At 71.6% G+C, this 14,528-nt stretch carries 11 protein-coding genes; 3 read left to right on the forward strand and 8 right to left on the reverse strand.

The features are described from left to right. Nucleotides 1-1,971: homocysteine S-methyltransferase family protein (locus ABD810_RS24460; RefSeq protein ID WP_344944821.1), on the reverse strand; the 1,971-nt coding region annotated here is incomplete at its 3' end. A 150-nt stretch (nt 1,972-2,121) separates the two neighbouring features. Here ABD810_RS24460 and ABD810_RS24465 point away from each other — a divergent pair. From ABD810_RS24465 to ABD810_RS24475, 3 genes are all read left to right on the forward strand, one after another. After that, on the forward strand, nt 2,122-2,574 hold the full coding sequence (locus tag ABD810_RS24465) for a universal stress protein (protein WP_344944824.1): 453 nt from the start codon (nt 2,122-2,124) through the stop codon (nt 2,572-2,574). A gap of 159 nt (nt 2,575-2,733) precedes the next feature. Then, complete coding sequence (locus ABD810_RS24470; RefSeq protein WP_344944827.1) at nt 2,734-3,588, forward strand: PAC2 family protein; 855 nt, start codon at nt 2,734-2,736, stop codon at nt 3,586-3,588. Between the two features lie 298 nt (nt 3,589-3,886). Then, entirely contained in the window at nt 3,887-4,444 is a 558-nt protein-coding gene (locus ABD810_RS24475; protein WP_344944830.1) for a hypothetical protein, read from the forward strand. Here ABD810_RS24475 and ABD810_RS24480 read toward each other — a convergent pair. From ABD810_RS24480 to ABD810_RS24510, 7 genes are all read right to left on the reverse strand, one after another. Continuing rightward, on the reverse strand, nt 4,416-5,228 hold the full coding sequence (locus ABD810_RS24480; protein ID WP_344944833.1) for a sirohydrochlorin chelatase: 813 nt from the start codon (nt 5,226-5,228) through the stop codon (nt 4,416-4,418). The two genes, ABD810_RS24475 and ABD810_RS24480, sit on opposite strands and share 29 nt — an antisense overlap. A 28-nt stretch (nt 5,229-5,256) precedes the next feature. After that, nucleotides 5,257-6,426, reverse strand: a complete 1,170-nt coding sequence (locus tag ABD810_RS24485; RefSeq protein WP_344944836.1) for a uroporphyrinogen-III synthase — start codon at nt 6,424-6,426, stop codon at nt 5,257-5,259. Continuing rightward, nucleotides 6,423-6,797, reverse strand: a complete 375-nt coding sequence (gene nirD, locus ABD810_RS24490; protein WP_344944839.1) for a nitrite reductase small subunit NirD — start codon at nt 6,795-6,797, stop codon at nt 6,423-6,425. The genes ABD810_RS24485 and nirD overlap by 4 nt, the downstream gene beginning before the upstream one ends. Beyond that, on the reverse strand, nt 6,794-9,235 hold the full coding sequence (gene nirB / locus ABD810_RS24495) for a nitrite reductase large subunit NirB (RefSeq protein ID WP_344944842.1): 2,442 nt from the start codon (nt 9,233-9,235) through the stop codon (nt 6,794-6,796). Before nirB ends, nirD begins: the two co-directional genes overlap by 4 nt. After that, entirely contained in the window at nt 9,232-10,629 is a 1,398-nt protein-coding gene (locus ABD810_RS24500; protein ID WP_344944845.1) for an FAD-dependent oxidoreductase, read from the reverse strand. The genes nirB and ABD810_RS24500 overlap by 4 nt, the downstream gene beginning before the upstream one ends. Then, nucleotides 10,626-12,785, reverse strand: coding sequence for a molybdopterin oxidoreductase family protein (locus ABD810_RS24505; RefSeq protein ID WP_344945421.1), 2,160 nt, complete (start codon nt 12,783-12,785; stop codon nt 10,626-10,628). Before ABD810_RS24505 ends, ABD810_RS24500 begins: the two co-directional genes overlap by 4 nt. A 190-nt stretch (nt 12,786-12,975) precedes the next feature. Beyond that, a complete protein-coding gene (locus tag ABD810_RS24510) occupies nt 12,976-14,340 on the reverse strand; it encodes an MFS transporter (RefSeq protein ID WP_344944848.1) in 1,365 nt (454 codons plus the stop codon). Between the last annotated feature and the right edge of the window lie 188 nt (nt 14,341-14,528).

Here is a 14,528-nt window from a genome sequence, read left to right on the forward strand (position 1 = left end):
ATCCGCCTCCAGCCCCTTCTTCTCCCCATCGACCACCCGCCGCTTCAACCGCTCCCACAGCGGCAGGCCCAGCAGCTCGGCCGCGCGGTCCTGGCGCATCGAGGCGGCGTCCACGCCCTCGTACAGCTCCATGAACCGCTGCAGCGGGTCGTATCCCTCGCGGCGGCGGTCGTAGACCATGTCGAGCGCCACCTGGCGCTGCTCGTCGGGGATCCGCGCCATCGGCAAGATCTTCGAGGCGTGCACGATCGCCGAGTCCAGCCCCGCGTTCACGCACTCGTTCAGGAACACCGAGTTCAGCACGATGCGCGCCGCCGGGTTCAGCCCGAAGGAGATGTTCGACAGGCCCAGCGTGGTCTGCACCGTGGGGTAGCGGCGCTTGAGCTCGCGGATCGCCTCGATGGTCTCGATGCCGTCGCGCCGGGTCTCCTCCTGGCCGGTGGCGATCGGGAAGGTCAGGCAGTCGATGATGATGTCCTCGACCTTCATGCCCCAGTTGGCGGTCAGGTCCTCGATCAGCCGCACCGCGACCCGGACCTTCCACTCGGCGGTGCGGGCCTGGCCCTCCTCGTCGATGGTCAGCGCGATCACGGCCGCGCCGTGCTCCTTGACCAGCTTCATGATCTTCTGGAACCGGGAGCCGGGGCCGTCGCCGTCCTCGTAGTTCACCGAGTTGATCACGGCCCGGCCGCCCAGCATCTCCAGGCCCGCCTCCAGCACGGCCGGCTCGGTGGAGTCGAGCACGATCGGCAGGGTGGAGGCGGTGGCGAAGCGGAACGCCAGCTCACTCATGTCGGCGACCCCGTCACGGCCGACGTAGTCGACGCACAGGTCGAGCATGTGGGCGCCGTCACGCGACTGGGCACGGGCGATGTCGACGCACTCTTCCCAGTTCTCGGCGAGCATCGCCTCGCGGAACGCCTTGGAGCCGTTGGCGTTGGTGCGCTCGCCGATGGCCAGGTAGGAGGTGTCCTGCCGGAACGACACGTGCTGGTACAGCGAAGCGGCGCCCGCCTCTGGACGCGGGCGCCGCGCGGCGGGAACCTGGCCGCGCACCCGCTCGACCACCTGCCGCAGATGCTCAGGAGTGGTGCCACAGCACCCGCCCACCAGCGACAGCCCGTACTCGCGGGTGAAGGTCTCGTGGGCCGACGCCAGATCGCTCGGGCTGAGGGGGTAGTGCGCGCCGTCGGAGGTCAGCTCGGGCAGGCCGGCATTGGGCATGCACGACAGCGGCAGGCGGCAGTGCTTGGCCAGGTAACGAAGGTGCTCGCTCATCTCGGCCGGCCCGGTCGCGCAGTTGAGCCCGATCAGGTCGACGCCGAGGGGTTCGATGACCGAGAGGGCGGCGCCGATCTCCGAACCCAGGAGCATCGCCCCGTTGGTCTCGATCGTCACCTGCGCGATGATCGGCACATCACGCCCGGCCGCGTGCACCGCCCGCTTGGCACCGATCACCGCCGCCTTGACCTGCAACAGATCCTGACAGGTCTCCACGATCAACGCATCGGCACCACCCGCGATCAGACCCGCCGCATTGTCACGATAGGCATCACGCAACGTCGCGTACGGCAGGTGGCCCAGGGTCGGCAGCTTGGTGCCCGGACCCATCGACCCCAGCACGAACCGCGGCCGCTCGGCAGTCGACCAATGATCGGCCCGCTCACGCGCCAGCCGTGCCCCCGCCTCCGAGTACTCATAGACACGGTCGGAGATGTCGTACTCCCCCAGCGCCGCCAGGTTGGCACCGAAGGTGTTGGTCTCCACACAGTCGACGCCGACCTCGAAGTACGCATCGTGCACGGCCTTGACGATGTCAGGACGCGTGACGTTGAGCACCTCGTTGCATCCCTCGTGACCGTCGAAGTCGTCGAGGGTCGGATCGTAGGCCTGCAGCATGGTCCCCATGGCCCCGTCCGCGACGATCACGCGGTCTGACAGGGCTTGTCTGAAGGACGCAGTGCTGTTCATGAACTCAAGCCTAGCGGGAGCCGTGATGGTACTGTTCGACCACCATAATTGAACGGTACGTCCAATTGCGTCGGCGACGCCCGGTAGAGGTCACGGGCCCGCCGCGCCCGGCGAAGGCCATTCATGGCCGGCTAAGGGGTGACCCCTTCCGTGTACCGGACGATCCTGGTCGGAACCGACGGCTCCGCCACCTCCTTCCGGGCGGTCTCCGCCGCCGCCTCGCTGGCCGCCGCGACGGGCGCGACCCTCGTCCTGGCCTGTGCCTACAACCCGATGCGCGAGAGGGACCGTACGGCCGCCGCCGACGTCCTCGGGGACCTGGCGTACAAGGTCAGCGGCGGCACCCCCGCCGACGACGCGCTGCGGGCCGCGCGCGAGCACGCCGTCTCGGCGGGGGCCGCCGACATCGAGCTGGCCGCCGAGGAGGGGGACGCGGTGGACGTCCTGGTCACGCTCGCCGAGAAGCGCAGGGCCGACCTGCTCGTGGTGGGCAACCGCGGGCTCAACAGCCTCGCGGGCCGCCTGCTCGGCTCGGTGCCCTCCAACGTCTCCCATCGCGCGTCGTGCGACGTGCTGATCGTCCGCACGACGACGGGCCGTTGACCGCGGCGCCGGGGGCACTCTCGCAGCCGGCTATGCCCTCTCCGTGACACTGAGCGCCCCTCAACGAATAGGCTTAGTCAGGCACAAGGCCGCCGCCGGCGGCCGAGAGGGCGCTCCCGTGACGGGGCGGCCTCGGCCCAGGCGAGGAGGAGGCGGCGTGTGATCGAGCTCGAAGGGCTGCCCGAGCTCGTCGACCCGGTGCTGATCGCCGCGTTCGAGGGCTGGAACGACGCAGGCGAGGCGTCGAGCGGCGCTCTCGCCCATCTCGAGGCCGAGTGGAAGGCCACCCCGCTGGTCGAGCTCGACCCCGAGGACTACTACGACTTCCAGGTCACCCGCCCGGTCGTCGAGCTGGGCGACGGCACCACCCGTTCCATCGTGTGGCCCACCACCCGCCTGCTCGTGGCGCGGCCTCCGGGCAGCAAGCGCGACGTGGTGCTGCTGCGCGGCATCGAGCCGAACATGCGCTGGCGCACCTTCTGCGCCGAGATCGTGAGCATCTGCCTGGAGCTCGGCGTGGAGACCGCCGTGCTGCTCGGCGCCCTGCTCAACGACTCGCCCCACACCCGGCCGGTGCCCATCGTCGGCTCCGTGAGCGACCCGGGCCTGGCGCGCTCGCTCAACCTGGAGCTGACCCGCTACGAAGGCCCCACGGGCATCGTCGGCGTGCTGCAGCACTCCCTCGGCGTGGCCGGCACCAAGACCGTCTCGTTGTGGGCCTCGGTGCCCCATTACGTCGCCCAGCCGCCCAACCCCAAGGCCACGCTGGCGCTGCTGCGCCGCATGGAGGACATGCTGGACATCCCCATGCCGCTCGGTGAGCTGCCCGACGAGGCGCAGGCGTGGGAGCACGGTGTCGACGAGCTGGCCGCCCAGGACTCCGAGGTGGCCGAGTACGTCCGCGAGCTTGAGGAGCGCAAGGACGCCGCGGAGCTGCCCGAGGCCAGCGGCGACGCGATCGCGGCGGAGTTCGAGCGCTACCTGCGGCGGCGCGACACCGACGGCGACGGCTAGCAACCCCTAAAGCAGCATTTCGCATAATTCCCGTTATTCGACACCCCGGTCGTGATTTCGAGTAATAATTGGCCGCTGCGCCGTTCCGCACCCATTGCACCTGGGCGGCACCCCACGCGCGGCAACGATTCGATAACGGAGAGAAACACGACTCCGCAAACATCGCGGACGACGCCACCCGCGTGCTGAACCTACACATGTGACTGCGCACCTTGGGGCCCCCATGGCGACTCCTTATCCTGATCCGCACAAGAGAGCACAGGAGACGCGGCGACGCGTTCTTGATATGGCCGTTTTCATGAAACAGGAGGGCGGGGACGGAGCCGTCCATCCGTGGAACGGCGCCGCCTATCCGCAGCTGCGCGGCGCGACTCCGGCCCAGGCGGTCGAGATGTTCCTCGCGCTTCTGCAGGACCGGCTGCCTGTCTGGCTGCGCACGCTGGACGACCTGATGCACATGGCCGGCAAGGGCCGGGTGAACGACAACCTGCTGCCGGTGGCGCGCGCCGGGATCGACTACTACGCCGAGGTCCAGGCCGCGGCGATGCCCGCGTTCCTCTCCCCCTCCATCACCGTCCGCTTCCGCGAGGCGCTGCGCGAGACCGAGCTCGGCCCGGCCTCGGAGATCGCCCCGCTCGCCGAGTACCTCGGCGCGGAACGGCGGCTCGGGCGGGTGTCGCCGGACGTCACCCCCGAGGCCAGCGCCCGCCTGCTGCTGGCCGGGTGCTTCCGGCACGCCTACTACGAGATGTTCATCGGCGCCGGCTCCGGCCTGTCCCGGGACGAGGGCGCGGTGGAGATCGTACGGGAGCTGCGGCTGGAGACCGTCACGCCCCGGACGCCCGCGCTCTCCTGAGCACGGCCACCCTGGCCACCGGCCCGTCATGCCCTGCCACGGCCACCCTGGCCACGGCCTCGTCGCACCTGCGCCACACCAGATCGGCCAGTTCCTCCTCGGCGCCGAGCGGGCGGCTCACCACCTCGGCCCCGCTGGACTCCAGCCGTCCCTGGAAGAACCCCGGGGCGAGCAGGTAGGACGCCACGGCGATCCGCGGCGCCGGTCCTGACCGCAGCCGCTCCAGGGCCGCGGTGACCGACGGGGTGCCCGCCGAGGCGAAGGCCGCGGTGACGGGCCGGGCCAGCCGCACCGACAGCAGCCGGGCGGCGGAGCGCACGTCGGCCAGGGCCGCGGGGTCGGAGGATCCCGCCGCGCCGAGGATCACGGCGTCGGTGGAGCGCAGGCCCGCCGACGCCAGGCGGCGGGCCAGCACCGAGGTGATCAGCGCGTGGGGGCCGAGCGGATCGGCGACGAGCGTGTCCGGCCTGGCCCTCGCCACGACCTCCGGAAGGTCCACATGGACGTGGTAGCCGCCCGCCAGCAGCAGCGGGACCACGACCACCGGTCCTGGCACCTGCGCCAGGACGCCGGCGAGCGGCGGCGAGCTGATCTCCAGGAAGCCGAGCTCGACCCGATGACCGGGCCGCGTGCGGCGTACCTCCTCCGCCAGGGCCGCGAGCGTGGCCTCGCCCGCGGCGCTGCGGGTGCCGTGGGCCACCAGCACCAGCGTGCCGGCGTGCCCGCGCGCCGGCCTTCCCCGTGAACGGCTCCTCGCCTGGATCTCCCCCCGGTCCCCCCTCACCTGGTGTCCCTCCGGCCTGGTGTCGGCGTCACCGGGTGTCCGGCCGGTCGCAGGCCAGCCGGTAGCCGCGCTTCACGACCGTCTCCACGATGCCCGACGGGCCGAGGGCGCGGCGCAGGCGGGTGACGGCCATCTCGACCGCGTGCTCGGCGGAGTCCCTGGCCGGGCCGCCGGGCAGCACCATGCGCAGGTCGGAGCGGGGTACGACGTGGCCGGGACGCTCCGCCAGGCGTTTGAGCACCGCCATCGGCGCGGGCGGGAGCGGCTTGAGGTCCCCGTCGACGGCGACCGCGTGCCCACGGATCTCCAGCTCGTGAGCGCCCGCGCTGACCCGGGTGACGCTGTGCTCGGGGAGGTGTGTGGCCAGGGTGCGGGCCAGCGCGCCCAGGCGGGAGCGCTCCGGCTGGATCACCGGCACGCCCTTCGCCAGCAGCGGCGCCGCCGTGACCGGCCCGACGCACGCCGCGACGACCGACTCGCCGAAGGCCGCGACCAGCGCGTCCTCCAGGTGCTCCGCCCTCGCGGCGTTGAGCATCGCGATAACGGCGGGGGCGCTGGTGAAGGCCACCGCGTCCACCGACCCCGAGATCGCCTGGGTGATCAGGCGGCGCAGCGGCGAGGTGTCGCGGTACGGCAGCCAGCGGTAGACCGGCACCTCGATCACCGTGGCGCCCACCGCGCGCAGTGCCGCCACGAAGCCGGTCAGCGGCTCGCCGTGGAGTTGCACCACGATGCGGCGCCCGCTCAGATCCTGCGCGAGGAGGTACTGCTTGATCTCGTCGCAGGACTCGGTCAGCGGGGTCCAGTGGTCGGTCATCCCGGCGGCGCGCACCGCGCCCCGGGCCTTGGGCCCGCGGGGCAGCAGCCGTGCCGCGGCCAGGTGGTCGGACAGGTCGGTGGACAGCCCCCAGCCCTCGGCGGCGGCCATCCACCCACGGAATCCGACGCCGGTGGTGACCACCACGTCGTGGATCGGGCCCTCCAGGCATTCCCGGGTGGCCGCGAGCAGTCCCGCGTCCTCGGCCAGCGGGACCAGGCGGATCGCGGGGGCCCGTACGACTCTGGCGCCCCTCCGTTCCAGGAGGGCCGCGAACTCCTCCTTGCGCCGGGTCGCGGTCACCCCGATGGTGAATCCCGCCAGTGCGTCCGGCGCCGTCTCGGGGGTCGTCATGGGATTCTCCAGTAGCGTGGCCGTCATTCCACGCTCACCTCCACGGTGCCGTTGGTGACGCGGGTCGGATATATCGGTACTGCTGTCGCCGGATCGTCCAGGCAGGCGCCGGTGACCAGGGAGAAGACCTGCTTGTGCATGGGCGTCGCCACCACGGGCTCCTGGCCCAGGGTGCCGACGATGCCGCGCGAGATGACGTACGCGCCGCTGAACGGGTCGTGGTTGCCCACGGCGAACAAGCGGCCGTCGTGGGCGCGGAACACCGCGACCTGGCGGCCGCGGATCAGGGCGGCGGCCCCGCGCTCGGGGATCAGGTCGGTGTAGTGGCAGATCGCGCTCCACCTCCGCGTGGTCGTGTCACTCCTGCTGGTCTCCGGAGCCTTCTGGACGATGGTCATCGGCGGGTCACCTCCATGAGAACGGGCTTGATCTGGTCGCGTTCGGTCTCGAAGACGATCGAGGGGTCAGGGGTCTCAGGAGCGTTGACGAAGCTGACGAACCTGCGCAGCTTCTCGGGGTCCTCGACGGTGGCGCGCCACTCGTCGAAGTAGGTGGCGACGTGCCGTTCCATCCGCGCGTCCAGGTCGGCGCAGATGCCGAGCGAGTCCTGGGTGATCACCTCGCGCAGGTAGTGGAGGCCGATGTTCTGGACCCAGACGGCGGTGCGCTGGAGGCGGTCGGCCGTGCGGATGTAGAACATCAGGAACCGGTCGATCGTGCGGATCAGCTCGTCGTCGGACAGGTCGCTCGCCAGCAGGTCGGCGTGGCGCGGCGTGAAGCCGCCGTTGCCCCCGACGTAGAGGTTCCAGCCGTTCTCGGTGGCGATGATGCCGAAGTCCTTGCCCCGGGCCTCGGCGCACTCGCGGGCGCAGCCGGAGACGGCCGCCTTGAGCTTGTGCGGGGAGCGCAGCCCTCGGTAGCGCAGTTCCAGCGCGATGGCCATCCCCACCGCGTCCTGGACCCCGTACCGGCACCAGGTGGACCCCACGCAGGACTTCACCGTGCGCAGCGCCTTGCCGTAGGCGTGCCCGGACTCGAATCCGGCGTCGACCAGCCGCTTCCAGATCTTGGGAAGCTGCTCCACCCTCGCCCCGAACAGGTCGATCCGCTGACCGCCGGTGATCTTGGTGTAGAGGCCGAAGTCGCGGGCGACCTCCCCGATCACGATGAGCTTGTCCGGGGTGATCTCGCCGCCGGGGATGCGCGGCACCACCGAGTACGTGCCGTTCTTCTGGATGTTGGCGAGGAAGTGGTCGTTGGTGTCCTGCAGCGCCGCCTGCTCGCCCTCCAGGACGTGACCGCCGTTCAGCGACGCGAGGATCGACGCCACGACGGGCTTGCAGACGTCACACCCGCGTCCCCTGCCGTGCTCGGCGATGAGCTGCGAGAACGTGCGGATCTCGCGGACCCTGACGATGTCGAACAGCTCGGGCCTGCTGTGGTCGAAGTGCTCGCACAGCGCCTTGCTGGTGACGACCCCCTCGGACGCGAGGATCGAGGCCAGCGCCGGCACGCAGCTGCCGCAACTGGTGCCCGCGCGGGTGCACTTCTTGACGCCCGCGACGTCGGTGAGGCCCAGATCGGCGATGGCGGTGCGGATCTCTCCCTTGGTGACGTTGTTGCAGGAGCAGATCTGCGCGTCGTCGGGATAGCCGGCCCCGTAGCGATCGGCCGCCGCGCCCGTTCCGGCGAACAGCAGGTCGCTCGGCGGTGCGGCCAGCTCCCTGCCGACCATCGGCCGCAGCAGGGCGTACGGTGCCGCGTCGCCGACGCAGATGCCGCCGAGCAGGGTGCGGGCGTCGTCGCTGATGAACAGCTTCTTGTAGACGCCGCCCACCGGGTCCATGTAGGTCACGTCCAGCGCGCCGGAGAGCTGCCCGAAGCTGGCCACGTCCACGCCGAGCAACTTGAGCTTGGCCGACATGTCCGCGCCGGTGAACCGGGCGCCGCCGCCGAGGATGCGGTCGGCCGCCACCTCCGCCATGGTGAAGCACGGCGCGACCAGACCGTAGATCATGCCGCCCACCAGGGCGCACTCTCCCACCGCGTAGATCGCCGGGTCGGCGGTGCGCATCCCCTCGTCGACGACGATGCCCCCGCGCTCGCCCACCGGCAGCCCCGCCCGGCGGGCGAGCTCGTCGCGCGGCCGGATGCCGGCCGAGAAGACCACCACGCCCGCGTCGATCTCCGTGCCGCCGGCGAGGACCACCCGGTCCTCCTCGATGCGGCCCAGTCCCGCCCCGGTGTGCACGCTCAGGCCGAGCCGCTCGACATGGCCTCGCAGTACGGCCCCGCCGCCCTCGTCGACCTGCCGGGGCATGAGCCAGCCGCCCATCTCCACGACGTGCGTGGACAGGCCGAGCCCTCGCAGCGCGTCCGCCGCCTCCAGGCCGAGCAGCCCGCCTCCGACCACCACGCCGGAGGTCGCGTGCGCGGACGCGGCGCGGATGGCGTCCAGGTCGTCGATGGTGCGGTAGACGAAGGCCCGCTCGGCTCCCGGCACCGGCGGCACGAAAGGCGCCGATCCGGTGGCCAGCACCAGGACGTCGTACGGCTCCTGGTGGCCGGCCTCGGTGGTCACCGTGCGGCGGGCGCGGTCGATGGAGGCCACCCGGTCGCCCAGCCGCATACCCGCGAGGCCCTCGGGAGCGGGGTAGGTCAGGTCCCCCGCGCCGGTCCCCGGGGGGCCGGACAGGTAGGAGGTCAGCGCCACGCGGTCGTAGGCGGGCCTCGGCTCCTCCCCGAGGACCGTGATCGTTCCGTCGAAGCCCTTGCCGGCCAGCGTCCCGACGAACCGGTGCGCCGTCGGGCCGTATCCGGCCACCACGATCCTCACGTGCGGACCTCCTCTTGTTCGCACAGCCAGCCGATCAGTCCCTCCACCGCGTCCCGGCAGCTCCCGCACCCGGTCGTGGCCCTGGTCGCGGCCACCACGGCCGCGGTGTCACGGGCGCCGGCCTCCCAGCAGGCGCGGATGTGGCCCTTGGTCACGTTGTTGCAGTCGCACACCCGCGCCGCGTCCGGCATGCGCACCGGGCTGTCCGCGGGCGTCGCGCCGTCGAGGCCGGGGAACAGCAGCCCGGTCCGGTCTCCGGGGAGGGGACCGCCCCGGTCGTAGAGCTGTGTGAGCGTTCCCACGGTGGGCGACTCGCCGAGCAGGATCGCGCCCACCAGGCGGTCGTTCCTGATCACGAGCTTGCGGTAGATGCCGCGAGCCCGATGGGTGAACCGGACGACCTCCACCGCGCCGGCCGAGTCCTCGGTCAGGTGGGTCTCCCCCATGGCCGCCAGCTCGACGCTCCTGGCCTTCAGCCGGGTCACCAGCCGCGAGCCGCGGTACCTGGCGGTCCGGTCGGCTCCGGTGATCAGGTCGGCGACCACGGCGGCCTGCTCCCAGGCGGGTGCGACCAGGCCGTACACCGTGCCGTCGTGCTGGGCACACTCCCCGATCGCGTAGATCGCCGGATCCCCGGTGCGCATCTGGTCGTCCACGACGACGCCGCGGGCCACCTCCAGCCCGGCGTCCACGGCGAGGCCGACCACCGGCCGTACCCCGCAGGCGAGCACCACCAGCTGGGACGCGAGCGTCTCGCCGGTGGCCAGCTCGACGCCGTGGTCGAGGATCGCGGTGACCTGCACGCCGGTCCGCACGACCACCCCGAGCCCGGCGAGCGCCTCTCCGAGCACCAGCCCCGCCTCCGCGTCCAACTGGCGTTCCATCAGGTGCCCGGCCGGATGGAGCAGGGTGACCGGCATGCCGCGCCCCGCGAGGCCGCGCGCGGCCTCGACGCCGAGCAGGCCGCCGCCGATCACCACCGCGCTGCTCGCGGTGGCCGCCACGCCGAGGATGCGGTCGCAGTCGTCCATGGTGCGGAACGCGATGGCGCGGGTCACACCGGGGATCGGCGGCACGACGGGCTCGCTTCCCGTGGCCAGCACGAGGACGTCGTACGGCTCGCACCCGCCGTCGCCGGTGCGGACCGTACGGGACGCCCGGTCGATCGCGGTCACCGTGACGCCGAGACGGGCCGTCACGCCCTCGGCGTGCGCGGGCAGGCGCACCTGCTCGGGGCTGGCGGTACCGGCGAGCACGTTGGAGAGCAGCACGCGGTTGTAGGTCCTGCGGGTCTCGGCGCCGAACACCGTGATCTGGATGTCCTTGTCCCGCGCGCGCACCTCGGCGGCCAGCCGTGCGCCGGCCATGCCGTTGCCGATCACGACGAGCCTCACACGCCCAGCCCCCGCTCCGGCACGCCGGCCCGCCGATCGGAAGGTGGACCGGCGTCACACCTCTCGACGCGCACGGCGCACACCTTGAACTCCGGCATCCGGGACACCGGGTCCAGAGCGGGATTGGTGAGGCGGTTGACGCCCTCCCAGTGGAAGGGCATGAAGACCGTGTCGTGGCGGATGGCGGTGCCGACCCTGGCGGCGGCCTCGGTGGCGCCCCTGCGGCTGGACACCCGGAGCATGTCACCGGAGGTGACCCGCAGGCGTTCCGCCAGGTCGGGGTGGAGCTCCACGAAGGTCTCCGGGGCGGCCTCGTTCAGGGCGGGGACGCGCCGGGTCTGCGCCCCGCTCTGGTAGTGCGCGAGGATCCTGCCGGTGGTCAGGTAGTACGGGTAGGCCTCGTCGACCTCCTCGGCCACCGGCCCGTGGTCGACCGGCGTGAACCGGGCCCGCCCGTCCGGCGTCGCGAACCGGTCGAGAAACGGGCGCGGCGTCCCCGGGTGGTCCTCGGAGGGAGCCGGCCAGAAGACGCCGGTCTCGGCGGCGATGCGCTCGTAGGTGATGCCCGAGTAGTCCGCGACGCCGCCCGCGCTGGCCCTGCGAAGCTCGTCGAACACCGTGCCGGGGTCGTCGGAGAACCCCTTGTCCCGGCCGAGCCGTGCGGCCAGGCCCGAGAGGATCGCCAGGTCGCTCCGCACCCCCGAGGGCGGAGCGACGGCCTGGCGGCGCAGCAGGACCCTGCCTTCCAGGTTGGTCATCGTGCCGTGCTCCTCGGCCCACTGGGTGGTGGGCAGCACGACGTCGGCCATCGCGGCGGTCTCCGACAGCACGAAGTCGGAGACCACGAGCAGGTCAAGCGCGGCGAGCCGCCCGGTGATGTGGCCGGCGTGCGGGGCCGACACCACCGGGTTGGAGCCGAACACCAGCAACGCCCTCGGCCCGCCTGGGGTGCCGAGGGCCTCCAGCAGTTCGTAGGCCGAGCGGCCGGGGCCGGGGAGCTCCGCCGGATCGATCCCCCAGACCCCGGCGACGTGAGCGCGTGCGGCGGGATCGTCGATCTTGCGGTAGCCGGGGAGCTGGTCGGCCTTCTGCCCGTGCTCGCGTCCGCCCTGGCCGTTGCCCTGGCCGGTCACGCAGCCGTATCCGGACCCCGGGCGTCCGGGCAGCCCGAGCGCGAGCGCCAGGTTGATGAAGGCGGTCACCGTGTCCACGCCCTTGGCGTGCTGCTCGGCGCCCCGGCCGGTGAGGATCATCGCCGTTCGGGCGCTTCCGAGCAGGTGGACCGCCTCGCGCATCCGGGCCACGGGCACGCCGGTGATCCGCTCGGCGCGTTCGGGCCACCAGGTGGCCACCGACGCGCGCACCGCTTCGAAGCCGGTCGTGCGGGAGTCGACGTAGTCCTGGTCGGCATGGCCCTCGGTGATCGCGATGTGCAGCAGCCCGAGCGCCAGGGCCAGGTCGGTCCCGGGGGCCGGACGCAGGTGCAGGGCCGCCTTCCTGGCGGTGCGGGTCTCCCTTGGGTCGACCACGATCAGTGTGTTCCGCAGGTGCCTGAGGAACGGCGGCATGGTCTCGGCGACGTTGCCGCCGACCATCATGACCACGTCCGCCGCGGCGATGTCGGTGATCGGGAACGGCAGGCCACGGTCCATCCCGAACGCGCGGCCGGTCGCGGCGGCGGCGGACGACATGCAGAACCGGCCGTTGTAGTCGATCTGGCTCGTCCGCAGCGCCACCCGGGCGAACTTGCCGAGCTGGTAGGCCTTCTCGTTGGTGAGGCCGCCGCCGCCGAACACGGCGACCGCGTCCCTGCCGTGCTCCGCCTGGATGCCGCCTATCGCCGCGGCGACGCGGTCGAGCGCGTCGTCCCAGCTCACCGGCACCAGAGGGCCGCTGCGGCTCTCGCGAGCCAGCGGGGTCGTCAGGCGATCGCCGCCGGTCAGCAGCTCGGCCGCCGTCCAGCCCTTCTGGCACAGCGCCCCCGCGTTCGCGGGAACGTCCTCGCGCGGGGTGATGGTCAGCGAGCCGTCCGAGGTCTCCGCGAGCCCTCCGCTGACGTACATGCCGCACTGCAGCGCGCAGTACGGGCAGTGGGTCGCCTCCCCCCGGTGCACCGGCGACATCACAGGCGCCGGTGGGGAAAGTGAGATCGGCATGGGTTCGATGGTGCTTTCAGGCCGTTTCACCGCTGGGTCCCTCCTGTTACCTCTGTGCTACAAGCCGCCAACCGTGTTCACATCCGGAGCGGATCGCCTGTGCGCACAGCGCCGCGCCCGTCCCGTGAAGGGACGGGCGCGCACGCCGCCGCGCGGGCTCCGTGCCCGCTCCGGTGAGCGGGCACGGCGTTCAGACGCGTGCCGCGGCGAGGCTGGGCGCCAGCCGTGCCCCGACGGTGCGCAGGTAGCAGAACCACGTCAGTGCGCCGCAGGCGGCGTAGAAGCAGGCGAAGGCCACCAGCGCCGCGCCCGCGCCGCCGGTCGCCGCGATCGAGGTGCCGAAACCGCGGTTGATGAAGAACCCGCCGAAGGCACCCACGGCCGAGATGATGCCGATGGCGGCCGAGCTGTCCCTCCTGCCCGCCGCGACGGCCGCCGCGTGCGCCGCCGCGTCCTCGGCGGAGACGCCCTCGACCGCCTTGGCCTTGAAGATCGCCGGAATCATCCGGTACGTGGAGCCGTTGCCCACCCCGGTCAGCGCCACCAGCAGCAGGTAGGCGCAGAAGAAGAACGTGAAGTCGCGCGTGGCCAGCCCGAAGCCGACCAGCGCGACCGCCACTCCCATCGCGGCGAAGTTCCACAACGTCACCCGGGCTCCGCCGAGCCGGTCCGAAAGCCGCCCGCCGAGCGGCCTGATCAGCGAACCGGTGAGGGCTCCGAGGAACGCCCACGTGACGGCGGAGGAGTTCTCGGGGAACTGGCTCTTGATCAGCAGAGGGAACGCGGTGGCGTAGCCGATGAACGAGCCGAAGGTGCCGATGTAGAGGAACGACATGATCCAGGTCTGCGCCCTGCCGGTGATCTTCAGCTGGTCCCTGGCGCTCGCCTTGGCGGAGGTGAGGTTGTCCATGAAGAAGAACGCGCCGACGGCGGCGGCCACGATGAACGGCACCCAGAACAGCCCGGCGGCCGCCAGCCCGAACCCGCCGATCACCAGCGGCATCGCCAGCTGCACGGAGCTGACGCCGATGTTGCCCCCCGCGGCGTTGAGGCCGAGCGCCCAGCCCTGCTTCTTCTCGGGGTAGAAGTAGGTGATGTTGGCCATGCTGGAGGCGAAGTTGCCGCCCCCGAGGCCGGCGGTGGCGGCGATGAGCAGGAAGACCCAGTACGGGGTGCCGGGGTCGCTCACCGCCACGGCGAGCAGCCCGGCGGGGATCAGCAGCAGCAGCGCGCTGACCACCGTCCAGTTCCGGCCGCCGAACCGGGCGGGCGCGAACGTGTAGGGGATGCGCAGCGCCGATCCGACCAGATTGGGCAGTGACACCAGCCAGAACAGCTGGTCGGTGGAGAAGCGGTAGGCGCCGAGCTTGACGGCGACGATGCTCCAGACGGTCCACAGAGTGAAGCCCAGATGCTCGGCCAGGATCGAGAAGACCAGGTTCCTGCGGGCGACGCCCTTGCCTTTGCTTTCCCAAAAGCCCGGGTCGTCGGGATTCCAGCCGGTTATCCAGCGGCCCTTCGCGGGCGCGGCCCCTTTGACCTCCGCTACCGCCACGGTTCCTCCTTGTTGACGTTGAATCGGGAGGTCCTGACGGTATGAAGGGCGATCACCATTTCTGACGTCGGACGCCAGATATCGGGGTTACATTCGACGCACCGACGAAACTTGTGATCCACACGCATCACGGCGGCAACACGCAATTAACAGAGATTGCCTGCGACGCAGACCGGGAATTGCTCTGG

It is taken from the genome of Sphaerisporangium flaviroseum, assembly GCF_039537005.1.
In the GTDB taxonomy this organism is placed as follows: Bacteria; Actinomycetota; Actinomycetes; order Streptosporangiales; family Streptosporangiaceae; genus Sphaerisporangium; species Sphaerisporangium flaviroseum.

Coding starts and splice junctions, on each gene's coding strand:
- ABD810_RS24475 (WP_344944830.1), top strand. CDS start 3,887: ATGAAACAGGAGGGCGGGGACGGAGCCGTCCATCCGTGGAACGGCGCC.
- ABD810_RS24485 (WP_344944836.1), bottom strand. CDS start 6,426: ATGACGGCCACGCTACTGGAGAATCCCATGACGACCCCCGAGACGGCG.
- nirD (WP_344944839.1), bottom strand. CDS start 6,797: ATGACCATCGTCCAGAAGGCTCCGGAGACCAGCAGGAGTGACACGACC.
- ABD810_RS24505 (WP_344945421.1), bottom strand. CDS start 12,785: ATGCCGATCTCACTTTCCCCACCGGCGCCTGTGATGTCGCCGGTGCAC.